We start from the raw sequence: 25,711 nt of genomic DNA, 5'->3' as shown, positions 1-25,711 counted from the left end.
GGGCGGCTGCACACCGCGGAGTACCGCTGCGTGCAACCGCCCACGTTGCGTGTTGCGAGGGGCTACCCGGCCGTGTGGCGGCCGTGCGGGTGCTCGTCAGCCTCGGCCGGCACGGCAGGCTCGACCGACGGCCGGGCCGGGGTCTCGCCGGCGGCGTGCGCGCCGTGCTGCACCCGGAGCACACCGGTCGCGGCCGGAGGCTCGTCCACCGGCGTCGACGACGAGTGCGCGCCGTGCGTGGACGCGTGGGGCAGGGGTGCCCGGGTGCCGTCCGCTCCGGTCGCCGGGGCCGAGCGCCGCTGCGTGGGCACGTCGGGCGACGTGGGCACGATCGACATCGACCCCGTGTCGGGCGAGACGAGCGAGCCGGAGCCGGCCGCTGCCTGCTGGGCGTCGACGGTCAGTCGGTCGTCATCCGCGCTCTTGCGTGCGGCGTCGGCCTGCTCCTGGAGCGCCGACGTCTTGCGGAGCGGCGGCACCTTGAAGAACCAGGTCAGGACGAAGGCGAGCAGGATGACCGCGAGGCCGACCCAGTAGACCGTGACCGCCGAGTCGCTGAACCCGACCAGGAACGGACGACTGAGCCGCTTGTCGGACCCGTTGAGGAACGACGTGTCGTTGGTGGACGACGTGCTCGAGGAGGTGCCGCCCTTGCCGTCGCGCAGCTGGTCGACGAGCTTCGGCGCCACCGTGTCGACGATGTCCCGGCGCTGCGCGGCGTTCGAGTAGTCGACCTGCAGGGTGCCGTCGACGACCTCGGCGCCCGCCTTGGCAGCGGCGGTCTGCAGCGCCTTCTGCTCGGCGTCGCCCGTCGCGTCGGCGATCTGCTGGGCGATGACCGTGTCGGCTGCCGCGGCGGAGATCGTGCCGGCGTCGACCTGCTGCTGCACGGCGGCGGTGACCTGCTTCGTCACGGCCTGGTCGGCGGCCTGCTTCGCCTGCACGGCGCCCTGATCGAGACCGTCCTGCACGTTCTGCTTGATCGGCGTGACGATCGGGTCCCAGATCTGGTCCATCACGCCCTTGTTCTGCTCGGCGTTGGACACCGCCGGGTTCAAGGCCGCGTTCAGGGCGCTCTTCAGGTCGGACTCGTTCTGCAGCGCCCCGGTGATGTTCGTCGGCATCAGGCTGAAGAGCACGGACAGGAGCACCGCGGTGCCCATGGTGCCGCCGATCTGGCGGAAGAAGGTCGCGGCGCTGGTGGCGACACCGATGTCCCGCGGCGACACCGAGTTCTGCGCGGCGAGCGTCAGCGTCTGCATGAGCTGACCGAGCCCGAGGCCGATGAGGAACATGCCGGTCATCAGGAACCACAGCGGCCGGTCGGCGGTGAGGAACGTCAGTACGGTGTAGCCGACCGCGGTGAAGGCCGTGCCGGTGACCGGGAAGATCCGGTACTTGCCCGTGCGGGACACGATCTGACCCGAGGCGATCGACGAGATCATCAGGCCGAGGACCATCGGCAGCATCGCGAACCCGGACTCGGTCGGCGTGACGCCCTTGACGATCTGCAGGTACAGCGGGATGGTCAGCATCGCTCCGAACATGCCGAAGCCGATGAGCACGGACAGCACGGCGGCCATCGAGAACACGTGCGAGCCGAACAACTTCAGCGGCAGGATCGCATCGTCTCCCATCGCCCGCTCGACGATGACGAACGCGATCAGGCCGAGCGCCCCGACGCCGTAGCAGGCGAGGGCGCCGGGGGAGCCCCAGCCCCACTCGCGGCCCTGCTCGGCGATGAGGAGCAGCGGGACCAGCGTCACGATGACGAGGGACGCGCCCCACCAGTCGATGCGCGGCTTGCGGCGCTCCCCGTACTTCGGCAGGTGCAGGAACGTCAGCACCATGAACAGCGCGATGATGCCGATCGGCACGTTGATCAGGAAGACCCAGCGCCATCCGGAGATGAAGAGCAGTTCGTTCGCGCCGGCGAAGACACCGCCGACGAGCGGACCGATGACGGACGAGATGCCGAACACGGCCAGGAAGTAGCCCTGGTACTTGGCGCGCTCACGTGGAGCGAGCATGTCGCCCATGATGGCCAGCGGCAGGGACATCAGACCACCGGCACCGAGGCCCTGCAGCGCGCGGAACCCGGCGAGCATCAGCATCGACGTCGAGAACGACGCGGCGAGCGAGCCGATGATGAAGATCGCGATCGCGGTGATGAACAGCGGACGTCGGCCGAAGAGGTCGGAGAGCTTGCCGTAGATCGGCGTGGTGATCGTCGAGGCGATCAGGTAGCCGGTCGTGACCCACGCCTGCTGGTCGAGACCGTGCAGGTCGTCGCCGATGGTGCGGATCGCGGTGCCGACGATCGTCTGGTCGAGGGCGCCCAGGAACATGCCGGCCATCAGGCCGTAGATCACGAGCAGGATCTGGCGGTGGTTCATCACGGCGTTCGAGGACGTCGTGGGGGCCGCGGGTGCGGTCGCGGTCTGTGTCATGTGCGGGACTCCCGAGGATTTTGCGCTGCGTGCAAAGTTACAACTCGGGCAACGGCGGCGCGCACCGGGAGCGCCTTCCTGTGGAGATCGGCAGCCCTCCACAGCGTGATGTGGGGCAGACCTCCGGCGTGATCGGCCGGGGCCCGCTCGTCAGGCGACGGCCTGCTCGAGGGCCTCCTGGAACCGCTCGTCGACCTCGATGCGGAGTTCACCGGTCTCGTGGTCGAACGTCGACACGGGGGACACGTGGTCGTGGCGCGAGAACAGCAGGTGCGGGCTGAGCAGGCCGCCCGGCAGCCCGGCGTCCTCGTCCCCGAGGATCTGCACCAGCAGCCCGGCGAGCGTCTGGATCGCCTGCAGGCTGTCGGCGTCGCGGAGCGGGACCGCGAGCAGCAGGTGGCGGTGCGGCACCGCGAACACCGTGCCGAACGGGGCGGCACCGAACAGTGCCGGCAGGTTGACGGCCTTCGACGCGATGAAGAGGGACTCGCCCTCGACGATGTGGACCCCGGGGGCGATCTCCGCGTTCGCGTCGACCGCTTCGGCGTCGGTGTTGAACCGGGCCATGGCCCACAGCTCGTCCGCGCCGAGCGCGAGCTTCGGCAGCGTCTGCGTCGCCAGGGTGTTCACCATCGTCGGGTAGTCCACGCACAGCCCGAGGACGAGACCCGGTGCGAACGGACGCGCGTACGTCAGGTCGGTGGGGTCGGCACCGTCCTCGGCGAGCAGACGCAGACGCACCCGGTCGCGCAGTTCGTCGGCACTGAGCTCTTCCGGCGTGGGCTCACGGTGGGCCTGCAGCATCCGGTCGAAGTGCGCACGGACGATGTCCGTCCGACGCTCCTCGGTCTCTCCGCGGACCTGCGCGGCGAGGTTGGCGAGCAGGTAGACCTGCCCGTCCGCACCGAGCAGACGCACGTGCATCGGATCGCCGGGAGGCCCGTCCACCGTCGTCTCGACGCCTCGCTCCGCCAAGGTGCGCTGCGCGAGCACGACGAGTGGCAACGGCTCTGCCACCGGCTTCTTCCGTCCGAACAACGCCATGCGGCTCAGCCTTGCACGGAAACGCCGCGGCTGTCAGGCCCCGAGTGCGGCGTCGACGATCTCCTTGGCTTCGCGCTGGACCTGCTCCAGGTGCTCCTGCCCGACGAAGCTCTCGGCGTAGATCTTGTAGACGTCCTCGGTGCCGGACGGTCGGGCCGCGAACCAGGCCTTGTCCGTGACGACCTTGACGCCGCCGACGGCTGCGTCGTTGCCCGGGGCCTTCGAGAGCTTCGCCGTGATCGGGTCACCGGCCAGGGTCTCGGCGGTGATGGCGTCACCGTCGAGCTTCGACAGGCGGGCCTTCTGCTCCTTGCTGGCGGCGGCGTCGACGCGCTGGTACACCGGGTCGCCGAAGCGCTCGGTGAGCTCGGCGTACAGCTGCGACGGGGTCTTGCCGGTGACGGCGACGATCTCGGATGCCAAGAGCGCCAGGATGATGCCGTCCTTGTCGGTTGTCCACGCTGTGCCGTCCATGCGGAGGAACGACGCGCCCGCGGACTCTTCGCCACCGAAGGCGACAGAGCCGTCGATCAACCCGGGGACGAACCACTTGAAGCCGACCGGGACCTCCCACAGGCGACGGCCGAGGGACTCGGCGACGCGGTCGATGATGCTCGACGACACCAGGGTCTTGCCGATCGCCGCGTCGTCACGCCAGCGCGGACGGTGCGCGTAGAGGTACTCGATCGCGACGGCGAGGTAGTGGTTCGGGTTCATCAGTCCGCCGTCGGGCGTGACGATGCCGTGCCGGTCGGAGTCGGCGTCGTTGCCGGTCAAGACGTCGAAGTCGTCCTTCCGGGCCACGACCGACGCCATCGCCGAGGGGCTCGACGGATCCATCCGGATCTTGCCGTCCCAGTCGAGCGTCATGAACGACCAGGTCGGGTCGACGTCCGGGTTCACGACGGTGAGGTCCAGGCCGTAGTGGTCGCGGATGAGGCTCCAGTAGGGCAGCGAGGCACCACCGAGCGGGTCGGCGCCGATCTTCACCCCGGCGCGCTTGATGGCGTCGATGTCGATGATGTTCTCGAGGTCGGCCACGTAGTTGTGCAGGAAGTCGTAGCCGTCGTGTGTGGCGTGCTCGGCGCGCTGCACCTCCGCGTTGCCACCAGCGATGATCGCGTTGGCGCGGTCGGCGATCCACGTCGTGGCGTCGCTGTCGGCGGGGCCACCGTGCGGCGGGTTGTACTTGAAGCCGCCGTCGCGGGGCGGGTTGTGGCTCGGGGTGATGACGATGCCGTCCGCGGTGTCGTCGTGCCCGGCGGTGTTGTAGGCGATGATCGCGTGGCTCAGCGCCGGGGTCGGGACGTACCCGTTGTCGGAGTCGGCCAGGACGTGCACGCCGTTCGCCGCCAGGACCTCGAGCGCGGTCCGCTCGGCGGGGCCGGAGAGCGCGTGGGTGTCGCGGCCGATGAACAGCGGGCCGTCGGTGCCCTGCGCGGTGCGGTACTCCACGATCGCCTGCGTGATGGCGGCGATGTGCGTGTCGTTGAACGCACTGTCGAGCGACGAGCCGCGGTGCCCCGAGGTGCCGAAGACGACCTTCTGCTCGGGGTCCGTCACGTCCGGGACCCGGTCGTAGTACGCGGCGATGAGCGCATCGAGGTCGACGAGGTCGTCTGCGGTCGCTGGGGTTCCGGCACGGTCGTTCATGACCCCATCCTGGCATCGCCGCGGTGGACGCGCCCACGGTTGTGGAGAACCGTGCGGGGTCCCGGCGGGACGAGCGCGGGCGGCGGTCGGGTCAGGCCGTGCGGAACGACCCGGTTGCGGTACGGACGGACCCGGTGACGGTCCGCGTGCTCGACGTCGCCGTGCCCGGGCGACGGAACTGGGTGTCCACGAACCGACCGATGCGTCCGGCTTGAACGCCCGTGTAGGTACCGGTCTCGGTGTCGACGCGCAGCGCACGCCCGGTCGAGGTGTAGGTGCCGAGCTCGTCGCGCTGACGGAGTCCGCTGACGAAGGTCCCGCCGAGGGGGAAGGTGCTCATGGTGCTCTCCTCGCTGTCGTGCCGAGGTGCCGCGACCATCGAGCCGACGGGTCCGCGACACCATCGACTGCTGGGCGACACTCTACGTCCTTCTCTTGCATCATGCAAAACAACGACGTGGCGTCAGGCGATGAGCTCACAGAAGTGTCGACCGCCGTCGGTCCAGCTCTGCCGAACGGTCAGCCCGGCCGTCGCGGCGTGGACCTGCAGCGCGGTGAGTCCGACCTCGGCCCACGGGAAGGCGGAGCTCGCGTGGCCGTCCGTGTCCGTCACGGTGGCGACGTAGGCGCGATCGACGTCGACGTCGCGGTTCGTCTCGACGACGACCCGGCCACCGGCCCGGACGATCTCGGCCGCACGGGCGAGCAGGGCGACGGGGTCGCCGCCGATGCCGATGTTGCCGTCGATGACGAGCGCGGTGTCCCAGCGCCCCTCGTCGGGCACCGGCTCGAACACCGAACCCTGGACGGCCCGGCCGCCGGACCGGGTGGCGATGGCGACGGCCTCGGCCGAGACGTCGACGCCGAGTGCCGGCACACCCATCCGCAGTGCGGCGACCAGCATTCGACCCGGACCGCAACCGAGGTCGATGACCGGGCCGTCGGCTCCCTCGAGCAGGGACCGGTCGACCCGGTCCGCCGCGGCGCTCCAGCGTCCGACGTCCATCGTGACGACCTCGCCCGGACGGTCGGGATCGGTCAGGCGGAGTCGTCCGTCGGAGCGCAGGGCCCGTGTGTAGGGCTCGTCACCGCCGGCCCCGAAGGCCTGCAGGGTGCTGGTCGTGTCGGTCATCGGACATCTCCGGAGGTCGTCGCGGACTCGTCGGCCAGGGCCGCCGCGAACCGCGTGGTGGGAGCGAGTGCCGCGACGCGCTCGGCGTCCGGCAGCGTGTCGACGTCGAGCAACTCGGCCAGGAGGCCCGTGTCGAGCCCGGCGGACCGCAACCGACCGAGCTGCACGGCCCCGGTGTCGTCCTGCGACATCGGCACGCCGCGGATCAGGTCGCCGGTGGGTTCCCGCATGAACAGGGACCAGAAGCCGCCGTCCTCGGCCGGACCGAACCACGCGTCGCGCTCGGCGCCGTCGAACACCGGGGCGAGGGCGTCGACCGACACCTGCGGGGTGTCCATGCCGACCAGGAGCAGCGGCTCCTGCACGGTGTCGAACAGGAAGCCCAGGCGCTCGTCGAGTCCGCCGCCGGGCTGGTGCAGGACGTCGAAGCCGTCCGCGCCCTCGGGCAGGACGTCACCGTCGTAGAAGAGGACTCGACGGGCTGCCGGCAGGGCCGACACCGTGGCGAGCGTGTCGGCGAGGCTGGCGGCGGCGACCCTGGCCGCACCCTCAGGCGTCAGGGCGGGGGTCAGGCGTGTCTTCACCTTGCCGGGCAGGCACTCCTTGGCGACGACGGCCACGGTGATGCCGGTCACGAGCGGACCTCCGCCGCCGACTGCTCGGCCGCCGACTGCTCGGTCGCGGGCGATGCGGCCGCGGGGGATGCGGAGGCGGCGCGCTGGCGGACCGACACGGGTGCGGCGGACCGGGTGCGGGCCTCCCGACGGTACGCACGGAGCAGGCGCGACATGTCCTTGACGGCGTTGACCGTGCCGCGGAGGGTCCCGGTGACCTTGCTGTCGCCGATGCGCTGCGCGTACCCGATGTCCGACTCGTCCACACGCCAGCCGGCGGCGTGCGCGGCGAGCACCATCTCGAGCGGGTAACCGCTGCGACGGTCCCGGAGGTCGAGGGCGACCAGGTCCTCGCGGCGCATCACGCGCATCGGACCGAGGTCGGTCAGGCGGTAGCCGGTCGCGCGCCGCATCAGGACGGCGAGGACACGGTTCGCGAAGCGTGCGTGCGGTGCCCAGGCCCCGCGGGTGGTGGGGACGCGGCGGCCGAGGGCCAGGTCGACCCGGCCGTCCGCGACGCGCTGCACGAGGGCGGGGAGTTCGGCCGGGTCCATCGACGCGTCGGCGTCGCAGAAGGCCACGTAGTCGGCGGTCGCGGCGGCGACGCCGGCGGCGCAGGCCGACCCGAAGCCGCGGACCGGCTCGGTGACGACGAGGGCGCCGTGGGCGCGGGCGACGTCGGCCGAGCCGTCGGTCGAACCGTTGTCGACGACCACGGCCCGGTACCCCTCGGGGAGGCGGCCGATGACGGACGGCAGTGCGTCCGCCTCGTCGAGGCAGGGGAGGATCACGTCGACGCTCATGGAGACCATTCGGTGCGGGTCCTCGGAGCGATGGGTCGGAGTCGTGACCGCGTCAGCCGGGCGCGTCGGTGCGGGTCCGACGGCGTCCGCTGCGGGGTGTTGTGTCATGCACCCAACCCAACACGACGTCGCTGGTCGGGGTACGTGGTCGTGCGCTCCGATGGCCGATCTCCGCACCGCGGTTGCGGTCGCGCGGCGAGTCGGACGGGAGGCGCGCCCCGGGTGGGGGACGTGCCTCCCGTCCGATGCGTGGTCGGGCCGGGACCGGCGGCCGGGATCGATCCGTGTCCGGTTCGCGCCCGGTTGCGTCAGCGCACCGCTGCGCGGAGCGGTGCCGTCGCGAAGTCGCGCATGCCCTGCGTGAAGTCGACCTGCGCCTGCCAGCCGAGCTCCTCGGCGATGCGCGCCGAGGACGCGGTCACGTGCCGGACGTCGCCCAGGCGGTACTCGCCCGTGACGACCGGCTGCGGGCCGTCCGGACCGGCGATCGCTGCGGCCATCTCACCGATCGTGTGGACCGTGCCGGAGCCGACGTTGAACGCCCGGAAGGACTCCGACGGTGCGGACTCGGTCGCGGCGATCGCCGCGAGGTTCGCACCGGCGACGTCGTCGACGTGCACGAAGTCACGGCGCTGTGCACCGTCCTCGAAGACCCGGGGTGCCTCGCCGCGGGCCAGGGCCGAGCGGAACAAGGACGCGACGCCCGCGTAGGGCGTGTTCGCGGGCATGCCCGGGCCGTACACGTTGTGGTAACGCAGCGCGACCGCTCGTCCGCCGGTGGCACGCGCCCAGGAGGAGGCGAGCTGCTCCTGCGCGACCTTCGTCTGCGCGTAGACGTTCCGCGGGTCGAGCGCTGCCGACTCGTCGATCAGACCCGGAAGCAGGGGGTGCCCGTCCGGACCGATCGGGTCGAACTGCCCGGCGTCCAGGTCCTCGCGGCGGCGCGCCGGCGGTCGGAGGGGTTCGCCGTCGGCGGTCGTGTACGCGCCTTCGCCGTAGACGACCATGGAACTGGCGACCACGAGCCGTCCGAGGTCCAGGCGGTCCATCGCGGCGAGCACGTGCGCGGTGCCGGCGTCGTTGCTGGAGACGTAGTCCGGCGCGTCCTGGAAGTCGACGCCGAGCCCGACCTTGGCGGCCTGGTGGCAGACCACGTCGACCTCGTGGAGGGCGGCGTCGAGGGCCACCCGGTCGCGGACGTCACCGTGCACCAGCTCGATGCCGGCGGTGCGGTGGGCGGTGACCACGGCCTCCGGGTCGCCGTGCACGTCAGTGCGGAGGGAGTCCAGGACCCGGACCTCGTACCCGGCGGCCAGGGCCTGCCGGACGATGGTCGAGCCGATGAAGCCGGCGCCGCCGGTGACCAGCAGGCGGGTCACGGGCGGAGTTCCAGCACGCGGGCGGAGGCGCTCGCCGGGACGAGTTCGCGCGGCGTGTAGTCGTCGGGGACCGCGGCGACGATCGAGCCGATCGCCCGGACGATCACCTCGTTCGCGCGGGCCAGGCGGTCCATCACGGCCTGGTGTGTGACCGGGGCCTCGGTGGAGGCCTGGTGCGTGACCGGCGCCTGGGTGGCGGCCTGGTCGTCGCCGGCCGCTGCGCCCGCGGCAGTCTCGTCCGCGGCCGGCGCGAGACCCGCGTCGGCGTCGGTGACGAACGACAGGTTCACCGTGCCGATGCCGAGCTCGGCGGCCAGGGGGACCTCGGGCGACATCGTCATGTTGATGGTGTGGCCGCCAGCCTCGCGCATCCAGACGGACTCGGCACGACTCGAGAACCGCGGGCCCTGGATGACGACGCAGGTGCCCGTCGGACGGAACGGCACATCGAGCGCCGCGATGGCGTCGATCGCGGCACGGCGCAGCACCGGGTCGAACGGGTCGGCGAAGGAGAGGTGCTGCACCTCGTCCTCGAAGTAGGTGTCGGCGCGGCCCCAGGTCCGGTCGATCAGCTGGTCCGTCACCACGAAGGTGCCGGGGGCGTAGTCGGGGTGCAGACCACCGACGGCGCTGGAGGACACCACGGCCCGGACGCCGAGCGACCGCAGCGCCCAGAGGTTCGCGCGGTGCTCGATCCGGTGCGGGGCGACCGAGTGCGTCCGGCCGTGCCGGGTGAGGAACGCGACCCGACGGCCGGACATCGTGCCGATGCTGATCGGGCTCGAGGTCGCGCCGAAGGGCGTCGGGACGTCGATCTCGTCCGCGGTCCCGGGCTCGAACAGCTCGTACAGGCCGGAACCACCGATCACTCCGATCGTTGCCGTCTTCTCGTTCTCCACAGGTCCTCCGGTCGTCCTCGGCGCTGGTCGCCGCCGTCGTTACGCTACAGATGCGGGCCAGGAACGGCCCGCGAGCGGTGCGTCATCCGATGCGCCGCGTCACGACCATTCGGAGGCGCGCGTGCGAACGATCGGTCAGCACCGGGAAGCAGTCCAGGCGCTCGTCGAGCCGGTGCTGCCCGGCGGACATGGAGCGGGGCCCGGGTCGGGGTCGGGTTCTGCGTCGGTCGAGACGGTGTCCGTGGTCGACCTGGCGGTCGCGTCCGGCGCGGGGCGCGGGTACCGGGTCCTCGCGAAGGCCGTCCCCGCCCCGACGCCGCTGCCGGCGTTCGACAACAGCCAGATGGACGGTTTCGCCGTCCGTGCTGCTGATGCCGGCACCACGCTCCGGGTCGGGGCGCCGATCCCGGCCGGCTTCGTGCCCCCGCCACTCGAGCCGGGCACCGCGGCACCGATCATGACCGGAGCACGTGTCCCCGCCGGTGCCGATGCCGTGTTCCCGGTGGAGTCGACCCCGGCCGGCTCCTTCCCCGCGGCCCTCGACACCGAGTCCGTCCCGGTACCGCACGACCTCGTCGCGGGGACCTTCGTGCGCGTCGCCGGATCGGACCTCCGCGCCGGAGCATCCATCGCGCGTGCCGGGCAACCTCTGACTCCCGCCGTCCTCGGCGCGCTCGCCGGGGCAGGGGTCGCCGCGGTCGATGTGTTCCGCCGTCCCCGGGTGCTCGTCGTGTCGACCGGCAGTGAACTGCTCGACGACGATGCCGCGGGCGTCCGTGCGGGCGTCAGGGCGGCCGTCGACCTGAGCGCCGGTGCGGTCATCGGCGACGTGAACGGGGTGGCGCTGTCCGCCGCACTCACCGAGGTGGGCGTCGAGACCCGCCGCGTCCGGGTGCCCGACGACCCCGAACGGTTCGTCGACGAGCTCGACCGCGCCGTGGGGGAGTGGGCCGACCTCGTCCTCACCACGGGTGGCATCAGCGCGGGGGCGTACGAGGTCGTCCGGCAGGCACTCGAGCCCCGCGGACTCGAGGTCACGCCGGTCGCGATGCAGCCCGGCGGTCCCCAGGCCCTGGGCAGCGTGACGATCGCCGGCCGGTCGGTGCCCGTCGTCGCCTTCCCCGGCAACCCCGTCTCGGCGCTGGTGTCCTTCGAGGTGTTCCTCCGCCCGGTCCTCGCCCGCGCCGCCGGCCTGCCCGGTGCCCGTCCGAGCACCGACGTGCCCAGCGCCGACTCCGCCACCTCACCCGCAGGCAAGCACCAGGTCCGGCGCGGCACGATCGTGGACGGCCGCGTGCAGTTCGTCGGCGGGCCCAGCTCACACCTGCTCTGGCACTACGCGGAGGCCACACACCTCGTCCACGTCCCGGTCGGCACCAGTCAGGTCGACGCGGGCGACGTCCTGACCGTCTGGAGCATCCGATGACCGACCTGTCCCACGTCCGCGCCGACGGCAGCGCGCACATGGTGGACGTCTCCGACAAGGACGTCACCGCTCGGTCCGCCACCGCCACCGCCACACTCGTGACCCGGGCGGACGTCGTCGCCCGCATCCTCGACGGCTCGCTGCCCAAGGGCGAGGTGATCGGCACCGCCCGGATCGCGGCGATCATGGCGGTGAAGAAGACGTCCGACCTCATCCCGCTCTGCCACCCGCTGCCGATCGCCGGAGTCGAGGTCGACATCACCGGCGCCGACGACCGCGTCGTGATCCAGGTGTCCGTCCGCACGACCTCCCGCACCGGAGTCGAGATGGAAGCCCTGACCGGCGCGAGCGTCGCTGCCCTGACCGTGTACGACATGGTCAAGGCCGTCGACCGGGCGGCGTCGATCACCGATGTCCGCGTGCTCGAGAAGCACGGCGGCCGTTCCGGCGACTGGAGCGCATCGTGACCGACGCCGCAACCGACCAGGGCCGCGCGGCCGTCCTCGTCGTGTCCACCTCGGCCGCCACCGACCCCGCGCTCGACCGCACCGGACCGGTCATCGCCGAGTGGCTCCGCACCCGCGGGTTCACCGTCGGCGACCCGGCGATCGTCCCGGACGGCGGTCCCGTCGCCGACACCCTCACCGCAGCCGTCAGCGGTGGCGCCCGCGTCGTCATCACCACGGGCGGCACCGGTGTCACCCCGACCGACCGCACCCCCGAAGCCGTCGCGCCGCTGCTCGACCTGGAGCTCCCCGGCATCGTCGAGGAGATCCGGCGCCGCGGTCTCGCCGGAGCCGGCCCCACCGCACTGCTCAGCCGCGGAGTCGCCGGGGTCGTCGGCGGCCGGGCCTTCGTCGTCACGCTGCCCGGGTCCCGCGGCGGGGTCGCCGACGGGCTGGCCGTGCTCGACGGACTCCTCGACCACCTGCTCGCCCAGCTGCACGGCGACGGGCACGCCCCGCGGAGCGCCTCGTGAGCGCCACCGCGGCCGAGCGGGTCGTCGTGGCGGACGTCGTCGACCGCGACATCACCGTCGACGAGGTGTCCGCGGTCGTGGCCTCCGACCAGGACGGTGCCGTGGTCACGTTCGCCGGCGTCGTACGCGACCACGACGGCGGCAAGGGCGTCACCGCTCTCGACTACGAGCGGCACCCGAGCGCCGGTGACGTCATCGCCTCGGTCGCCCGGACAATTGCCGAACAGCACCCCGAGGTCCGGATCGCCGTGCTGCACCGCGTGGGCGCCCTCGGCATCGGGGACGTCGCGCTCGCCGCAGCCGTGGCGTCCGGACACCGTGCTGAGGCCTTCGCAGCCTGCGCTGCCTTGATCGACCTGGTGAAGGAGCAGGTGCCGATCTGGAAGCACCAGCGCTTCACGGACGGTTCCGACGAGTGGGTCGCCGCGCTCTGACCTCTCCGCGAAAGCGACAGATCAGCGCCGGACTCTGCGGCTGATCTGTCGCTTCGGCGGAGTGACCAGCCGCACCACCCCACGAAGGCGGGCGTAGCGGCTGGACTCAGCACACCCATAGGATCCGGAGCCATGGGAATCCTGCTGTCCGGCGTGAGCGTCGTCCTGCTCGTGTTCGCGTTGATCGACATCATCACGCGCACCGACAGCGAGGTCCGGGGCCTGCCGAAGGTCGCGTGGATCATCCTCGTGATCCTGCTGCCCGTCGTCGGCAGCATCGTCTGGTTCGCGATCGGGCACGACTGGGCTGCCGGTCCTCGGAACCACGGCCGGTACATCGAACCCACCCGCCACGAGGACCGCTACGCCACCCTCGGCGCCGCGAAGAGCGCCCACGGGGACAAGCGCGTCTCGAGCACCGAGCAGGAACTCGCCGAACTCGAGCGCGAGATCGAGTACTGGGAGGCGCAGGCGCGCCTGAAGCGGGCGAAGGAAGCCGCCGGCGAGGGCGACCCGACCCCGGCGACGTGAGCAGGGCCTCCAGGCCGGACGCCTGGGCCGACGTGCCACCGCTGTCCCTCGACGACCGCCGGTGGGACCTGGTGGACCAGCGGTCCGCCGTCCTGTCGGGCGGCGACGAACCACCGACGCCGAGTGACCCGGAGCACAGCCGGCGTCGTCGTGTCCGGCTGGCGGCGGCGGCCGCAGTCGTCGTCCTCGCTGCTGCGGCCGGGGCGTGGCTGGCCGTGCAGACGACGATGCCCGCCCGACGGCCGTCCGACACGCAGTTCCTCATCGGCTCGGGCGTCTTCGTGCTGGGTCTCGTTGTGTGGGCGATCGGGGTCGCGCGGATCGTGCGGACCGGCCGGGCGCACTCGTGGCGGGCGATGTGGTCCGACCCGCTGTCCGGGATGTCGATGCGCGAGCGGCGGGAGGTCGACCGTGTCCTCCGTGGTCGTGCACCCGCGGAGCCGCATCGGGTCCGGGCGCTCCGACGTCTGGCGCTCCTGCGCCTGCGGCAGAGCGAGTGGACGCTCTGGTTCACCGCGGGGTGGGTGCCGTTGGCAGCGGGGCAGTCCCTCGCCGCGCGTGACGACTTCATGCTCTGGGTCGAAGGCATCCTCGCGCTCGTGTTCGGGGCGATGTTCCTCGTCGTGATGATCCAGCGGGAGCACTGGCGGGCGTTCCTCGACCGGACGGCCTGAGCCGCGCCTCCCGGCCGGCCGCCGTACCCGGCGCGAGCCGGACCCGCACAACGACATCGGGCTCGCGCCACGGGATCCCATGGCGCGAGCCGGATCTCGTTGTGCGCAGCCAGCCGGAACCGGCCCGCCGGCCGGAACCGGCCAGCCGCCCCCGCCTGACACCCACCCCTGGCGGACGCGACCCCCGCGTCCGCCTACCCTGGTCAGGTGGCTCATCTCCTCGGCGCCGAGAACGTGCATCTCGAGTTCCCCACCCGTGTCGTCTTCGACAGCGTGACCATCGGCCTCGACGAGGGCGACCGGATCGGCGTGGTCGGGCGCAACGGCGACGGCAAGTCGACGTTGCTCGCCCTGCTCGCGCAGCGCCTCGAACCGGACGACGGTCGGGTGACGCACCGTCGCGGGGTGACGATCGGCTACCTGGACCAGCGGGACATCCTGCCCGAGGGCGAGACCGTCGGGCAGGTCGTCGTCGGCGACCTCGCGGAGCACGAGTGGGCCGGCGACGCGAAGATCCGCGACGTCATCGGCGGCCTGGTGTCGGACATCCCGTGGGACGTCACGGTGGACGAGCTGTCGGGCGGGCAGCGGCGTCGCGTGGCGTTGGCGCGCCTCCTGGTCGGGGACTGGGACGTGCTGTTCCTCGACGAACCGACCAACCACCTGGACGTCGAGGGCATCCAGTGGCTGGCCGAGCACATCAACCGCCGCTGGTCCGCGAACCAGGGCGGCATGGTCGTCGTGACCCACGACCGGTGGTTCCTGGACGCCGTGTCCACCGACACGTGGGAGGTGCACGACGGCGTCGTCGAGCCCTTCGAGGGCGGCTACGCGGCGTACATCCTGCAGCGCGTCGAGCGTGACCGGCAGGCCGCGTCGAGCGAGCAGCGCCGGCAGAACCTGGCCCGCAAGGAGCTCGCCTGGCTGCGCCGCGGCGCCCCTGCCCGCACGAGCAAGCCGAAGTTCCGCATCGACGCGGCGAACGCCCTCATCGACGACGTTCCGCCGATCCGTGACACGGTCGCACTGTCCCAGATGGCGACGGCGCGCCTGGGCAAGGACGTGGTCGACCTCATCGATGCAGGCGTGTCCTTCGACGGCACGATGATCATCGAGGACATCGAGTGGCGCATCGCGCCCGGTGAGCGGACCGGCATCCTCGGCCCGAACGGCGCCGGCAAGTCCACGCTGCTCAACCTGGTCTCCGGCAAGCTCCAGCCGACGACCGGCCGGGTGAAGACGGGCAAGACGGTGCAGATCGCGGTCCTCGACCAGCAGCTCGCCGACCTCGCCCAGTTCGCCGACGACCGCGTCCGCGAGGTCGTGGCGCGCAAGAAGACCAGCTACGTCGCCGACGGCAAGGAGATGACGCCGTCGCAGCTGCTCGAGCGCCTCGGGTTCACGTCGGAGCAGCTCTCCACCCCGGTGAAGGACCTGTCCGGTGGGCAGAAGCGGCGCCTCCAGCTGATGCTCATCCTGCTCGACGAGCCGAACGTGCTGATCCTCGACGAGCCGACGAACGACCTCGACACGGACATGCTGGCCGCGATGGAGGACCTCCTCGACACCTGGCCGGGCACGCTGCTGGTCGTCAGCCACGACCGGTACCTGCTCGAGCGCGTCACCGACCAGCAGTACGCCGTCCTCGGCGGGCACCTCCGCCACCTGCCCGGTGGCGTCGACGAGTACATGAAGCTGCGTGCCGCGGGCACCGGCGGTGGGACGGCGTCGGCTGCTGCCGCGGCATCGGCCGGGAGGCCCGACACGGCCGGGTCCTCGGCCGTCGCCGCCGCCTCGGGGCTGCGTCCGGCAGGGGCGACGGCTGCGCCGACCCTGTCCGGCGCGGAGCGTCGCGTGGTGGAGAAGGAGATGTCGGCGCTCGACCGCCGCATCGGCAAGCTCGCCCAGGACCGGAAGAAGCGGCTCGACGCGTTCGCCGCGCACGACCAGTCGGACTACGAGGGGCTCGGCAAGCTGCAGGCGGAGCTGACCGCGCTGGACGCCGAGGTGGAGCAGCTCGAGGAGCGGTGGCTCGAGGTCGCGGAGCAGCTCGGGGTGTGAGACTCTCCGCGCCGGTCGAGCCGAGCGCTAGTCGCCCAGGCCCAGGATCAGTCGCCGGAGCAGTGCCGCCAGCTGGCCCCGCTCGCCGTCGGACACCCCGGCGAGGATCGCTCGCTCGGCTTGCAGCAGGTCCGCGATCGCCGCGTCCACCGCGCTCCGACCCGTCGGCGTCAAGGACACGAGGACGCCTCGGCCGTCACGGGGGTCCGTCCGGCGAGCGACGAGCCCGCGGGCGGCGAGGCGGTCCACCCGGTTCGTCATCGTGCCACTCGTCACCAGGGTCTGCTGGAGGAGCGCCTTGGGGCTCAACTCGTACGGGTCGCCCGCGCGCCGCAGTGCCGACAGGACGTCGAACTCCCACGGCTCCATCCCGCCGGCCTCGAACGCCTGACGTCGGGCGCGGTCCAGGTGCCGAGCGAGTCGATCCACCCGCGACAGGACGTCGAGCGGAGCGAAGTCCAGGTCCGGACGCTCCCGACCCCACGCCGCGACGATCCGGTCGACCTCGTCCTCTGGCGGCATCCGTCCATCATGGCGTGGATCGGCGGCGCACGACCAGTGTCGGGCACATGGGAGGATGGTCTGGCTCCTGCGGGGGCGTTCCGCCTTGGTGTAATGGCAGCACGACGGCCTTTGGTGCCGTTAGGTCCGGGTTCGAATCCTGGAGGCGGAGCTGTAGCCGTGGTGCGTCACCGATGTCGTGCCGCCGCGGGCGGGAGTGAACGGGTCCATGACCGCGCCTGCTCGTCGGCCAGCAGCATCTCGGTCAACGGCGGAGGGTCACCCGCGGGTACTCGCCGAATCGCTGGAGGTACGCGTTGGAGAACCTGCCCATGTGCGCGAACCCCCATCTCGACGCGACGTCCGCGACGGAAGTGGCGATCGGGTCCGCGTGCAGGAGATCGGCGTGGACGTGGCGGAGTCGCACTTCGCGGAGGTACGTCATCGGTGTGCGATCGAGGATGCGCTGGAACGACTCCTGGAGTCCGCGAACACTGAGATCGGCCGCTCGGGCGATGTCCGCGACGCTCAACGGCTCCCCGGCGTGCTCGTGGATGAACTCGACCGCCCTCCGGACGCGCACGTTCTTGCGGTCCCCGTAACCGTGGGGGAACCCTTCGCTCTGGAACCGGTAGAGCCCGAACAGCGATCGGGCGACGTCGCGCTGCGCCTCGTGCCATGCCAGGGAGGAGGTTCCGCCTGAGCGCAGCGCCTGCATCGCAGCAGCAACCGAGCTGCGCCATCGAATTACTGCGCTGGCTGTGGGCGTGACGCTGCGGTCGAACCCGAGCGTGCCGTCGACCAGGTGCTGCTCGGCGGCGACATCGAGAACGAGGTCTCGGTTCAGGTGTACGAGACGCTGATCCCAGTCCTCGTACGCCATCTCGAACCGCTGCTCGATCGGGAACAGCGTCGGGACGCCCGGTTGCATCTGCACTTCGTCACGGCCGACATCGACACGGGCGTCACCGGAGTCGATCCACTGCACGACGACCTCGCCCTCGACAGCGACGTCGCCCCGGAGACGACCGTGCATCTGGGAACGTCGGATGCTCATCTGGCCGTCGCCGACGCCCACGTACTTGTACCAGTAGTCGGAGCTGACCGGCGAGGAGTGCCACGCGCGGCCGGCGTACATGCCGGCGAGGTCTTGGATGGCACCGTCGGTGTCGGTGCCAGCGACTGCGACGATCGGACGGACCGGGGTCTCCGCCAGCGCGTCGGTCGTCACCGCGTCTCCCCGAGGACGTGGAACCAGAGTCTGCCGGTTCTCCCGAGCCCAGTGGCGCCCGCCGTGCGAGGAGTGCCCTCGTGGACGAGTGCGGAGGGCAGGAACACAGTTGTGGCGGTCATGGGACCGGCCTTCCATGAGGCTGTGAAGGCCTCATCGCTGCCGGACCGTCCTGCTGTGCCAGCGTTCCACATGCCGCGGAGACCATCGTGACGACAAGACCGCAAATTGGCCCGGTTCCTCCACCGTACGGAGGCCCGCGGCTCTGCTCAACAAGAGTCCCCGGAACGCGGTTTCGTGACGCGCTCGCTCCGCGCCTGATCCGCGGAGCGCGCCGGGAGGAAGCCGCCCCGCGGCAAAACCGAGGTGCAGGCATGGGTGCCGCCGGGTCTAGCGTGGGGAGGTCTGGTTGCAAGCAGAGCAGGTAGGAGACCACTCGCGATGACCACGCTCACGCTGCAGCACGACACGGATGACATCGACACCGTCGCGTCCGTGCTCGGGCAGATGTACCCGAAGGTGCGGTTCGACCCCCCGCGGGGCAAGGTGCACTTCCAGGCCGACATCCGCGGCGACGAACAGCTCAGCCTCGCTCGCCTCACGATGGGGTTCCATGCTCAGGTGACCGTCGAGCCCGAAGGTGTCTTCACCTCGGCGATGCTGCTCGGCGGTCGCCTCCGGACCATCCATGGTGACGGTGGGAACGCCGGGGGCGTGATCTTCGGCCAGGAGGAGACCGCCGCGGAGTACAACGGTTCGGAACTGCTCGTCGTGAACCTGCCCGAAGCCTCGCTCATCCGCCGCGCGGTCCGAGCGAACGGCGCGGACAGTGGCATCGTCCGGTTGCAGGGACACCACCCTCGGCCCGAGCACGCTGCCCTGTGGGTCCAGGCCGTGTCACACGTCCACCGGAGCGTGGTGCAGGTCGAGTCCGCGTTCGAGAACGACATCATCCGCACCGCTGCGTTCGACTACCTGTTGGCGTTGGCGACGACCGCACTGCCGTTCGAGGTGATCACCCGCGTCCCTCCGGGCATCGGGGCCGGGAAAGCGACCGTGCGCCGGGCCGTCGCGTACATGGACTCGCACCTGGCCGACGCGATCACGATGGCGGACATCGCCGCAGCCGCCCGGGTGTCGCCGCGCGGCCTGCAGGCCGGCTTCCAGCGGCACCTCGACATGACGCCGATGACCTACCTGCGCCGCGCCCGACTCGCCGAGGCTCACCGGGAGCTGCTCCACGACCCGACCCGGACCATCAAGGCCGTCGCTGAGAAGTGGGGCTTCAGCAACCAGGGACGTTTCACCCGCATGCGGCGCGAGGTGTACGGGATCGAGGAAGGCACCCGCTGAGCGTCGGCGGTCGGGCGGTGGACAGGGGTGCGAACTGGACGCCGTGGCCACGACGACGTCCGAACGCTGGAGGTCGTCCGTGAGTTCCGGGATCGGCCGGCGGTGGTCCTGCCCGCGGATCCGGGCAGGACCGCGGATCGGGACGTTCGAGGGCATCGACCTGAGGAACGGGCATGTTTGCGGCTGGCGTCGGGTCCTCAGTACGGTCGATCTGTCCACATCGCGAGATGGGGATCCGCCAGCGCCGTCGACGGGAGCACCCCAATGTCCACCGAGTCCGTGATCACCAGCCCCTACCGGAAGACCGGCACTGCGAACGGCTCGCGCGCCGGTGGCACGTCGACCTACTCGGCACTGCTGCAGCAGGTGAAGGACGCCGGTCTCCTCCGACGCCGCCGTGGCTTCTACTGGTCCGTGTTCGCCGCCCTCGTCGTGGCATCCGCGGCCTGCTGGGTCGTCTTCGCGCAGCTCGGCTCCTCGTGGTTCCAGCTGATCGTGGCGGGCGCGCTCGGCGTGCTGTTCACCCAGTTCGCGTTCCTGTCACACGAGGCGGCTCACCGGCAGGTGTTCGACTCCCGCAAGTGGAACGACCGTGCGGGCCGCTGGCTCGGCACGTTCGTCGTCGGCCTGTCGTACTCGTGGTGGATGAACAAGCACACCCGGCACCACGGCAACCCGAACACCGTCGGCAAGGACCCGGACATCGCGCCGGACGGCGTCGTCTTCATCCCCGAGGACGCGGCCGCGACGACCGGACCGATGCGCTGGCTCGTGCGGCACCAGGGGTGGCTGTTCTTCCCACTCCTGACCCTCGAGGGCATCAACCTGCACCGGCATGCGGTCACCTCGGTGCTCCGCGGTGTCGACGGGAAGAGCGACCGCCGCGACCGCATCGTCGAGGGCGTCATGCTCCTCGCCCGGTTCGCGATCTACCTGCCCGTGGTCTTCGTGTTCCTGCCGTTCGGGATGGCGTGTGCGTTCCTCGGGGTGCAGCTGGCCGTGTTCGGCGTGATGATGGGCGCCTCGTTCGCCCCGAACCACAAGGGCATGCCGACCATCGCCCACGACGCGAAGGTCGACTTCTTCTCCCGCCAGGTCCGCACGTCCCGCAACATCCGCGGTGGCTGGTGGGTGTCGTTCCTGATGGGCGGCCTGAACTACCAGGTCGAGCACCACCTGTTCCCCTCGATGCCCCGCCCCGCGCTGCAGCAGGCACGTCTCCTGGTCCGCGACCACTGCGACAGCCTCGACGTGCCCTACACCGAGACCACCCTGCTGCGCTCCTACGGCATCGTCGTCCGGTACCTGAACCGCGTCGGACTGGCCGCCCGCGACCCGTTCGACTGCCCGATGACCAGCGAGCTCCGCATCAGCTGACCTCGGCGGAGCCGGCCGCCCGGCCGGCATGACCGAACGGACCGCCAGCCGACCACCTCGAGTCGGCCCGCGGCCCGTTCGTCGTCCGGACTGCTCAGACCGTGATCGTCTCGCCGTCCGCCAGTGTCACCAGGTCCACCCCGGTGAGCTGACCGGCGAACTGCGCGAACGAGCCCTTGCCGATCTCGCTGAGCATCAGGTCGTGGATCTGCACGGCCCGCGTCGGCTGCACGGCCCGCACGAAGTCGACGAGTTCGCCGAGCTTCGCCCACGGCCCGGAGGTCGGCACGAGCAGCGTCTCGACCGGCACGCCCGGCACCGTGTACGAGTCGCCCGGGTGGAAGACGCGGCCGTCGACCAGGAACCCGACGTTGGTCATCGGCGGCACGTCGGCGTGGATGACGGCGTGGTCGCCGCCGAACACGCGGACCTCGAAGCCGCCCGCAGTGATCGTGTCGCCGGGGGAGACGGCGACCACACGGGCGTCGTGGTCGCCGAGCGCGTCGACGACGGACGCCGGCGCCCAGATGCGGAGGCCCGGCTGCGCGTCGAGGGCCGCGCTGAGGACGTCGGCGTCGAAGTGGTCGGGGTGGTCGTGCGTGATGAGCACGGCGTCGGCGGCGGCCACGAGGTCGGCGGACGTCGGCGTGTAGGCGCCCGGATCGAGGAGGACGCTGCGGTCGCCGTCGCGGAGGACCACGGTGGCGTGGGTGTGCTTGGTGAGTTCCATGAGCGGAAGTGTACAGCCACCCTGTACACTTCCGCTCATGGCCCTCCGCGACTTCACGCTCGACGACGCGAACGCCCTGCGCCGCGCGATCGGGGACAGCACCCGCGCCGTCCGCCGCTCCGAGGCCACTCCGGAGGGCCAGGTCGAGACACTCGGTTTCCTGGCCCGCGACGGTGCCCAGAGCATCGCCGCGCTGGCGCGACTCCGACGGGTGCGGCACCAGTCGATGCGGGTCACGGTCGCCGACCTCGAGGCCCAGGGGCTCGTCGAGCGGACCCCGGACCCGACCGACGCACGAGGGGTCCTCGTCTCGTTGACCGACGCGGGCCGGACCGTGATCGACGAGCTCCGGATCCGCCGTTCCGCCCGTGTCCTGGCTGCCGCGGAACGCGCGCTCACCCCGGAGGAGCGCGCCACCCTCGCCCACGCGGCCGACGCGATCGTCAAGCTCACCACGGCGCTGGAGACGGACGGCAGCTGACAGCTCTCGGGCGGGCGCCCTGTGACCGGTGATGGGCGACGGACGGGAGGCGCGGTGCGGGCCCGCCCCGCGCCTCCCGTCCGGCCGCGACCCCGTCACCGCCGCGACAGGACCGACCCCGCACGGGTCGTCACCCCGCTCGGCGTACCGTCCGGATCGTGTCCGACGACCAGCAACCACGACCCGACCCGACGCGCATCGGTGACCAGCCGGCGCTCCGCACGCGCTCGGGTTCGAACTGGCTCGTGTGGGGAGCAGTCACGACGGTCCTGGTCGCGGTGGTCATGGTCCTGATGGGCATCCGGCAGCCAGCGGTGGGGTGGCCGGCCCTGGTGGTGGTCGTGGTCCTGTTCCTCACGATGGTCGTCGTCCGCGGGGCCGTCCGCCCCCTGCGGACGCGCCTGGTGACACTCGCGGTCCTCGACCTGGGGATCGTCGCCGTCGGGTTGGCAGCCGTGCTCGTGGTCCTCGTGGCGGCACCGGGCTGACCGCCGCTGCCGACGACGGCCCGGATGGTGGCTGGGTGCCCGCCACCGTCGCAGTCGTACCACCGGTGTACATTGTGCCGAGTACGGACCATCCCGATACGTGCGTTCCCGACGAGACCGTTGCCCTGACTCGGTTGCGGGTGCCCCACCCCCCTGGGGGTCCACACCTGTGCACACCACCGCCGGCCTCCGCCGTGCACGCATCGAACTGGTCAGAACCGGCTCGCCATGAAGTACGTCGTCTACGGACTGACATCCGTCCTCACCAGCAGTGCCGCCGCCTCCGCCGTGATGCGGTACGCGGTCGCGCTCGGGCAGACGGGCAGCAGCGACCTCGTAGCGATCCCCGCCGTCGACATCGCGGGCGTGCCGATCGCCGTCGAGGTGTTCCTCGGCCCGGGCGTCCCCCTCCTCGCGGAACCCGCCGCGGACGACCTGCTCGAGCCCGAGCACCGTGAGTTCGTCGACGACCTCGCCGAGCGCACCCGCTTCCTGACGGCGCGGCGGTCCGAGCGGGCCTGACCGGCTCCGTCAGCTGCGCTCCACGACCAGCGTCCCCGCCCCGACGGGCAGTCTGCCAGCGCGGTACTCGATGACCGTGCCTCCGGCAGTCGTGGCGGCGACGCGGATCGAGGCGGCGCCGAACCGCCAGCTGCGGTTGACGCAGAAGACGGCGAACTCGACGGTGCCCTCGTCCGGCAGCACCCAGGTGCCGGACCCCCACTGCGCCGGCTGTCCGACGCCGTCCACGCTGACGGTCGGCCGCGCACCCCAGGCGAACCAGGGCTTGTGCAGGCGGAGCTCGACCCGGCGGCGGGTGGTGCCGGACGGAAGCGGAGCCCCCGTCACCACCCCAGCGTCCCGGGCTCGCCCTTGAACGGCCCGACGATGTCCGCGGTGATCCAACCACCGTAGAAGTCGCCCTCCTGCGCGCGGACGCGCTCACCGGCGACCTCGCACGAGTCCATCTGCGACGGGTACACGGCCACCAGGTCGCGCAGCTCGCCGTACCCCTGCCACGGCGTCGGGTAGGTCCAGGCACCACGCCGGACGACCTGGTCGCCGCCGTGCACGTCGAAGTACGAGGCGCTGCCCTTGAACTCGCACATGCTCGACCCGCTCGTGGGGACGAGGGCGTCGGGCGCGAAGTCCGAGATCGGCAGGTAGTACACCGGCGGGTGGCTGGTCTCGAGCACGCGGACCGCGCCGGTCGTGTCTGCGACGACCTGGCCGCCGAGCCGCACGACGACGCGGGATGCGGTCCGCTCGACGCGCGGCGGACGCGGGTAGTCCCACACCGACTCCTGGCCGGGTCCGGGGACGTCGGGGGTGGGGTGGCTCGGGCTGCGTCGGGTCATGTCCCCAGTTCTACCCGTCGGAACCGACGGACTGGAGGCTCGTCACCAGCTGGGACGTCGGCCCGTGCGATCGGCGCGAGGATCCGGACGATGCCCCTGGCCTCCGGAGCGCGGCGGGGCTACGCTCGCGGACACCACCTCCTCAACGACGAGAGGCTGTCCCGTGCGCCGAACCATCGCGATCACCCTCGCGGCCGTGACCATCGTCGGGGCGCAGGCCCTGGCCGGACCTGCGACCGCCGCACCACCACCGACCACCGCAACCACCAGTGCTGCCTCGACCGGTACTCCGTCGACCAGTGCGGTGACCAGCGCCGCGGCCACCGCCGGACGCGGCCACGCGCCGGCGGCGACACACCAGAACCCGATGGCACTGCGCCTCCCGGACGGCCAGACGGCGGCGAGCTGCGCCGACCCGACCGCGATCCACGGGGTCGGCCGCGACCGCAACTGGTACCTGTACTGCACGACCGACGCCCTGACGGCGACGGAGGAGACCGCCACCGGTGAGCTCGTGCAGCACAGCGTCCCGACCTACCGGTCCACGAACCTGACGGACTGGACGTACGTCGGCGACGCGTTCACCACCAAGCCGGCCTGGGTCGGCGAGGCCAACGGAATCTGGGCGCCCGACGTCGTCCAGCGCGGCCGCACCTGGTTCCTCTACTACACGGCGTCGGACACCCCGTCGGCGACCGGCCCCACCGGCGGTGGATCGGCGATCGGCGTCGCCACGAGCAGCAGCCCGACCGGCCCGTGGACGGACTCGGGCGGACCGGTCGTCGCTCCGCAGACCGCACCGAACGGTGACGGCTTCCGGTGGTCGTTCGACCCCGAGGTCATCACCGACTCCGGTCGCACCTACCTGTACTTCGGGAGCTACTTCGGCGGCGTGCACGTCCGACAGCTCACCGCGGACGGACTGCGCTCGCTGCCGGAGACCGAGCGGCAGATCGCGATCGACAACCGCTACGAGGGCTCGTACCTCATGCGGCACGGCGGCTGGTGGTACTACATGGGCTCCGCGACGAACTGCTGCAACGGCTCGCTCACCGGCTACGGCGTCTTCGTCGCCCGCTCGAAGAGCCCGCTCGGACCCTTCCGCGACCGTGACGGCGTCGCGATCACGGACACCCGGGTCGGAGGCTCGCCCCTGCTCGCACAGAACGGCAACCGCTGGGTGGGTACCGGTCACAACACGGTGGTCACCGACTTCGCGGGTCAGGACTGGATGATCTACCACGCCGTGGACCGCAACGACCCGTACTACGCGGGGCAGACCGGGTACACGAAGCGTCCGGCGCTCATCGACCCACTCGACTGGATCGGCGGCTGGCCGGTCGTCCGCGGTGGAGCAGGACCGTCGGACTCGGTGCAGCCCGCTCCGGCTGCGCAGCCGGGGCAGCGATCGGCGTACCGTCCGCGCCTCGCCCCGGTCGACGTGCCGGCGCGCACGATCCGGTCCCTGTCCACCGACTTCCGGGGTGACGCGCTGCCGCCGACGCTCACCTGGACGCGGCAGCCCGATCCGTCGACCTACCGGGTCGGGGGCGGGTCGTTCTCATGGCAGACCCAGGACGCGGACCTGCACCCACCGCAGACCCCGCTCGCGTCGGTGCTGACCGAAGCGGCACCCGCCGGTGACTACGTCGTCGAGACCCGCGTACGGATGGACACCCCGGCCACCGGCGACTCGTTCAACTACCGGCAGGGCGGGCTCGTGGTCTACGGCGATGACGGGAACTACGTCCGACTCGTCTCCAACTCGATCTTCAACACCCGACAGACGGAGTTCGGCAAGCAGGTCAGCGGGCAGCCCGAGGGCGCGCCGACCTACGGCAACATGGTCGTCGGGCCGGTCGGTGGGGCCACCACGCTCCGGATCGTGCACCGGCTCGTCGACGGTGAGCACCGGTACACGGCGTACACCAGCGTCGACGGTCGGCACTTCGTGCGCGGCGGCACCTGGACGGCGGACCTCGGGTCGACACCGCGGGTCGGGCTCATCTCCCTGGGCGGTGCCGGTTCGACGAGCACGTTCGAGGACCTGCGGGTCAGCACCGTGCGGTCGGTCCGCTAGACGACGAACGACGGGCGGGCCCGGTGCGACTGC

Annotated in this window: 27 protein-coding genes and 1 tRNA gene; 14 read left to right on the top strand and 14 right to left on the bottom strand. The window is 71.5% G+C overall.

The genetic code is table 11. The annotated features are described in order from the left end of the window. Nucleotides 1-62: 62 nt before the first annotated feature. The 9 genes from DEJ25_RS11340 to DEJ25_RS11300 form a co-directional block, all read right to left on the bottom strand. A complete protein-coding gene (locus DEJ25_RS11340; RefSeq protein WP_111044734.1) occupies nt 63-2,450 on the bottom strand; it encodes an MDR family MFS transporter in 2,388 nt (795 codons plus the stop codon). 150 nt (nt 2,451-2,600) lie between these two features. Next, nucleotides 2,601-3,494 carry a hypothetical protein gene (locus DEJ25_RS11335; RefSeq protein WP_111044733.1) on the bottom strand — a complete coding sequence of 298 codons (894 nt, stop codon included), beginning with the start codon at nt 3,492-3,494 and terminating at the stop codon, nt 2,601-2,603. Between the two features lie 33 nt (nt 3,495-3,527). Beyond that, complete coding sequence (gene pgm / locus DEJ25_RS11330) at nt 3,528-5,147, bottom strand: phosphoglucomutase (alpha-D-glucose-1,6-bisphosphate-dependent) (RefSeq protein WP_111044732.1); 1,620 nt, start codon at nt 5,145-5,147, stop codon at nt 3,528-3,530. 91 nt (nt 5,148-5,238) lie between these two features. Then, a complete protein-coding gene (locus DEJ25_RS11325; RefSeq protein ID WP_146236759.1) occupies nt 5,239-5,487 on the bottom strand; it encodes a hypothetical protein in 249 nt (82 codons plus the stop codon). A 123-nt stretch (nt 5,488-5,610) separates the two neighbouring features. Next, nucleotides 5,611-6,279 (bottom strand): bifunctional 2-polyprenyl-6-hydroxyphenol methylase/3-demethylubiquinol 3-O-methyltransferase UbiG, encoded by a 669-nt coding sequence (locus DEJ25_RS11320; RefSeq protein WP_110904108.1) that lies wholly within the window; start codon nt 6,277-6,279, stop codon nt 5,611-5,613. Next, the gene (locus DEJ25_RS11315; protein WP_258366477.1) at nt 6,276-6,914 is read right to left on the bottom strand and encodes a DUF2064 domain-containing protein; all 639 of its coding nucleotides are present in this window, start codon (nt 6,912-6,914) and stop codon (nt 6,276-6,278) included. Before DEJ25_RS11315 ends, DEJ25_RS11320 begins: the two co-directional genes overlap by 4 nt. After that, entirely contained in the window at nt 6,911-7,696 is a 786-nt protein-coding gene (locus DEJ25_RS11310) for a glycosyltransferase family 2 protein (RefSeq protein WP_309146523.1), read from the bottom strand. The genes DEJ25_RS11315 and DEJ25_RS11310 overlap by 4 nt, the downstream gene beginning before the upstream one ends. A 308-nt stretch (nt 7,697-8,004) precedes the next feature. Beyond that, entirely contained in the window at nt 8,005-9,075 is a 1,071-nt protein-coding gene (locus DEJ25_RS11305) for an NAD(P)-dependent oxidoreductase (protein ID WP_111044731.1), read from the bottom strand. Further along, a complete protein-coding gene (locus DEJ25_RS11300; protein ID WP_111044730.1) occupies nt 9,072-9,974 on the bottom strand; it encodes an MTAP family purine nucleoside phosphorylase in 903 nt (300 codons plus the stop codon). Before DEJ25_RS11300 ends, DEJ25_RS11305 begins: the two co-directional genes overlap by 4 nt. Nucleotides 9,975-10,095: 121 nt before the next feature. Here DEJ25_RS11300 and glp point away from each other — a divergent pair, with 121 nt between their 5' ends. The 7 genes from glp (at nt 10,096) to DEJ25_RS11265 (ending at nt 16,079) form a co-directional block, all read left to right on the top strand. After that, nucleotides 10,096-11,400 carry a gephyrin-like molybdotransferase Glp gene (glp, locus tag DEJ25_RS11295; protein ID WP_111044729.1) on the top strand — a complete coding sequence of 435 codons (1,305 nt, stop codon included), beginning with the start codon at nt 10,096-10,098 and terminating at the stop codon, nt 11,398-11,400. Continuing rightward, the gene (gene moaC / locus DEJ25_RS11290; protein ID WP_110904112.1) at nt 11,397-11,867 is read left to right on the top strand and encodes a cyclic pyranopterin monophosphate synthase MoaC; all 471 of its coding nucleotides are present in this window, start codon (nt 11,397-11,399) and stop codon (nt 11,865-11,867) included. Before glp ends, moaC begins: the two co-directional genes overlap by 4 nt. Further along, nucleotides 11,864-12,379 carry a molybdenum cofactor biosynthesis protein B gene (locus DEJ25_RS11285; protein ID WP_111044728.1) on the top strand — a complete coding sequence of 172 codons (516 nt, stop codon included), beginning with the start codon at nt 11,864-11,866 and terminating at the stop codon, nt 12,377-12,379. The genes moaC and DEJ25_RS11285 overlap by 4 nt, the downstream gene beginning before the upstream one ends. Further along, entirely contained in the window at nt 12,376-12,813 is a 438-nt protein-coding gene (locus DEJ25_RS11280) for a molybdenum cofactor biosynthesis protein MoaE (protein ID WP_111044727.1), read from the top strand. Before DEJ25_RS11285 ends, DEJ25_RS11280 begins: the two co-directional genes overlap by 4 nt. Nucleotides 12,814-12,945: 132 nt before the next feature. Continuing rightward, a complete protein-coding gene (locus DEJ25_RS11275; protein ID WP_110904114.1) occupies nt 12,946-13,344 on the top strand; it encodes a PLD nuclease N-terminal domain-containing protein in 399 nt (132 codons plus the stop codon). After that, nucleotides 13,341-14,018 carry a hypothetical protein gene (locus DEJ25_RS11270; protein ID WP_111044726.1) on the top strand — a complete coding sequence of 226 codons (678 nt, stop codon included), beginning with the start codon at nt 13,341-13,343 and terminating at the stop codon, nt 14,016-14,018. The genes DEJ25_RS11275 and DEJ25_RS11270 overlap by 4 nt, the downstream gene beginning before the upstream one ends. A gap of 207 nt (nt 14,019-14,225) precedes the next feature. After that, the gene (locus DEJ25_RS11265) at nt 14,226-16,079 is read left to right on the top strand and encodes an ABC-F family ATP-binding cassette domain-containing protein (RefSeq protein ID WP_111044725.1); all 1,854 of its coding nucleotides are present in this window, start codon (nt 14,226-14,228) and stop codon (nt 16,077-16,079) included. 27 nt (nt 16,080-16,106) lie between these two features. Here DEJ25_RS11265 and DEJ25_RS11260 read toward each other — a convergent pair whose 3' ends face one another. Beyond that, nucleotides 16,107-16,601, bottom strand: coding sequence for a MarR family winged helix-turn-helix transcriptional regulator (locus tag DEJ25_RS11260; RefSeq protein WP_110904117.1), 495 nt, complete (start codon nt 16,599-16,601; stop codon nt 16,107-16,109). 79 nt (nt 16,602-16,680) lie between these two features. On the opposite strand from DEJ25_RS11260, the gene DEJ25_RS11255 reads away from it, so the two are divergent. Continuing rightward, a tRNA-Gln gene (locus DEJ25_RS11255) sits at nt 16,681-16,752 on the top strand. Nucleotides 16,753-16,845: 93 nt separating this feature from the next. On the opposite strand, the gene DEJ25_RS16885 is transcribed toward DEJ25_RS11255, so the two are convergent. Continuing rightward, complete coding sequence (locus DEJ25_RS16885; RefSeq protein WP_220033210.1) at nt 16,846-17,811, bottom strand: helix-turn-helix transcriptional regulator; 966 nt, start codon at nt 17,809-17,811, stop codon at nt 16,846-16,848. Between the two features lie 441 nt (nt 17,812-18,252). Between DEJ25_RS16885 and DEJ25_RS11245 the strand changes: the two genes are divergently transcribed. Further along, complete coding sequence (locus tag DEJ25_RS11245) at nt 18,253-19,164, top strand: AraC family transcriptional regulator (protein ID WP_110904277.1); 912 nt, start codon at nt 18,253-18,255, stop codon at nt 19,162-19,164. A 264-nt stretch (nt 19,165-19,428) separates the two neighbouring features. Next, nucleotides 19,429-20,541, top strand: a complete 1,113-nt coding sequence (locus DEJ25_RS11240) for an acyl-CoA desaturase (RefSeq protein WP_111044723.1) — start codon at nt 19,429-19,431, stop codon at nt 20,539-20,541. 94 nt (nt 20,542-20,635) lie between these two features. On the opposite strand, the gene DEJ25_RS11235 is transcribed toward DEJ25_RS11240, so the two are convergent. Then, on the bottom strand, nt 20,636-21,271 hold the full coding sequence (locus DEJ25_RS11235; RefSeq protein ID WP_111044722.1) for an MBL fold metallo-hydrolase: 636 nt from the start codon (nt 21,269-21,271) through the stop codon (nt 20,636-20,638). Between the two features lie 37 nt (nt 21,272-21,308). On the opposite strand from DEJ25_RS11235, the gene DEJ25_RS11230 reads away from it, so the two are divergent. From DEJ25_RS11230 to DEJ25_RS11220, 3 genes are all read left to right on the top strand, one after another. Then, nucleotides 21,309-21,752, top strand: coding sequence for a MarR family winged helix-turn-helix transcriptional regulator (locus DEJ25_RS11230; protein ID WP_220033209.1), 444 nt, complete (start codon nt 21,309-21,311; stop codon nt 21,750-21,752). A 158-nt stretch (nt 21,753-21,910) separates the two neighbouring features. After that, complete coding sequence (locus DEJ25_RS11225) at nt 21,911-22,240, top strand: hypothetical protein (RefSeq protein WP_111044720.1); 330 nt, start codon at nt 21,911-21,913, stop codon at nt 22,238-22,240. Nucleotides 22,241-22,468: 228 nt separating this feature from the next. After that, nucleotides 22,469-22,762 (top strand): hypothetical protein, encoded by a 294-nt coding sequence (locus DEJ25_RS11220; protein ID WP_111044719.1) that lies wholly within the window; start codon nt 22,469-22,471, stop codon nt 22,760-22,762. A 9-nt stretch (nt 22,763-22,771) separates the two neighbouring features. On the opposite strand, the gene DEJ25_RS11215 is transcribed toward DEJ25_RS11220, so the two are convergent. Further along, complete coding sequence (locus tag DEJ25_RS11215) at nt 22,772-23,089, bottom strand: hypothetical protein (protein ID WP_146240672.1); 318 nt, start codon at nt 23,087-23,089, stop codon at nt 22,772-22,774. Continuing rightward, nucleotides 23,086-23,598 (bottom strand): DUF427 domain-containing protein, encoded by a 513-nt coding sequence (locus DEJ25_RS11210; RefSeq protein WP_111044717.1) that lies wholly within the window; start codon nt 23,596-23,598, stop codon nt 23,086-23,088. Before DEJ25_RS11210 ends, DEJ25_RS11215 begins: the two co-directional genes overlap by 4 nt. Nucleotides 23,599-23,761: 163 nt before the next feature. Between DEJ25_RS11210 and DEJ25_RS11205 the strand changes: the two genes are divergently transcribed. Beyond that, nucleotides 23,762-25,678, top strand: a complete 1,917-nt coding sequence (locus DEJ25_RS11205) for a family 43 glycosylhydrolase (protein ID WP_146240671.1) — start codon at nt 23,762-23,764, stop codon at nt 25,676-25,678. Nucleotides 25,679-25,711: the final 33 nt, after the last annotated feature.

Source organism: Curtobacterium sp. MCPF17_011 (assembly GCF_003234145.1).
In the GTDB taxonomy this organism is placed as follows: domain Bacteria; phylum Actinomycetota; class Actinomycetes; order Actinomycetales; family Microbacteriaceae; genus Curtobacterium.
This window is presented reverse-complemented; position numbering and strand designations above follow the sequence as displayed.

Excerpts from the sequence above, each read along its gene's own strand:
- moaC (WP_110904112.1), top strand. The coding sequence starts at position 11,397 with ATGACCGACCTGTCCCACGTCCGCGCCGACGGCAGCGCGCACATGGTG.
- DEJ25_RS11325 (WP_146236759.1), bottom strand. The coding sequence starts at position 5,487 with ATGAGCACCTTCCCCCTCGGCGGGACCTTCGTCAGCGGACTCCGTCAG.
- DEJ25_RS11235 (WP_111044722.1), bottom strand. The coding sequence starts at position 21,271 with ATGGAACTCACCAAGCACACCCACGCCACCGTGGTCCTCCGCGACGGC.
- DEJ25_RS11210 (WP_111044717.1), bottom strand. The coding sequence starts at position 23,598 with ATGACCCGACGCAGCCCGAGCCACCCCACCCCCGACGTCCCCGGACCC.
- DEJ25_RS11260 (WP_110904117.1), bottom strand. The coding sequence starts at position 16,601 with ATGCCGCCAGAGGACGAGGTCGACCGGATCGTCGCGGCGTGGGGTCGG.
- DEJ25_RS11240 (WP_111044723.1), top strand. The coding sequence starts at position 19,429 with ATGTCCACCGAGTCCGTGATCACCAGCCCCTACCGGAAGACCGGCACT.
- DEJ25_RS11310 (WP_309146523.1), bottom strand. The coding sequence starts at position 7,696 with ATGAGCGTCGACGTGATCCTCCCCTGCCTCGACGAGGCGGACGCACTG.
- DEJ25_RS11335 (WP_111044733.1), bottom strand. The coding sequence starts at position 3,494 with ATGGCGTTGTTCGGACGGAAGAAGCCGGTGGCAGAGCCGTTGCCACTC.
- DEJ25_RS11275 (WP_110904114.1), top strand. The coding sequence starts at position 12,946 with ATGGGAATCCTGCTGTCCGGCGTGAGCGTCGTCCTGCTCGTGTTCGCG.
- DEJ25_RS11320 (WP_110904108.1), bottom strand. The coding sequence starts at position 6,279 with ATGACCGACACGACCAGCACCCTGCAGGCCTTCGGGGCCGGCGGTGAC.
- DEJ25_RS11220 (WP_111044719.1), top strand. The coding sequence starts at position 22,469 with ATGAAGTACGTCGTCTACGGACTGACATCCGTCCTCACCAGCAGTGCC.
- DEJ25_RS11230 (WP_220033209.1), top strand. The coding sequence starts at position 21,309 with ATGGCCCTCCGCGACTTCACGCTCGACGACGCGAACGCCCTGCGCCGC.
- DEJ25_RS11340 (WP_111044734.1), bottom strand. The coding sequence starts at position 2,450 with ATGACACAGACCGCGACCGCACCCGCGGCCCCCACGACGTCCTCGAAC.
- pgm (WP_111044732.1), bottom strand. The coding sequence starts at position 5,147 with ATGAACGACCGTGCCGGAACCCCAGCGACCGCAGACGACCTCGTCGAC.
- DEJ25_RS11245 (WP_110904277.1), top strand. The coding sequence starts at position 18,253 with ATGACCACGCTCACGCTGCAGCACGACACGGATGACATCGACACCGTC.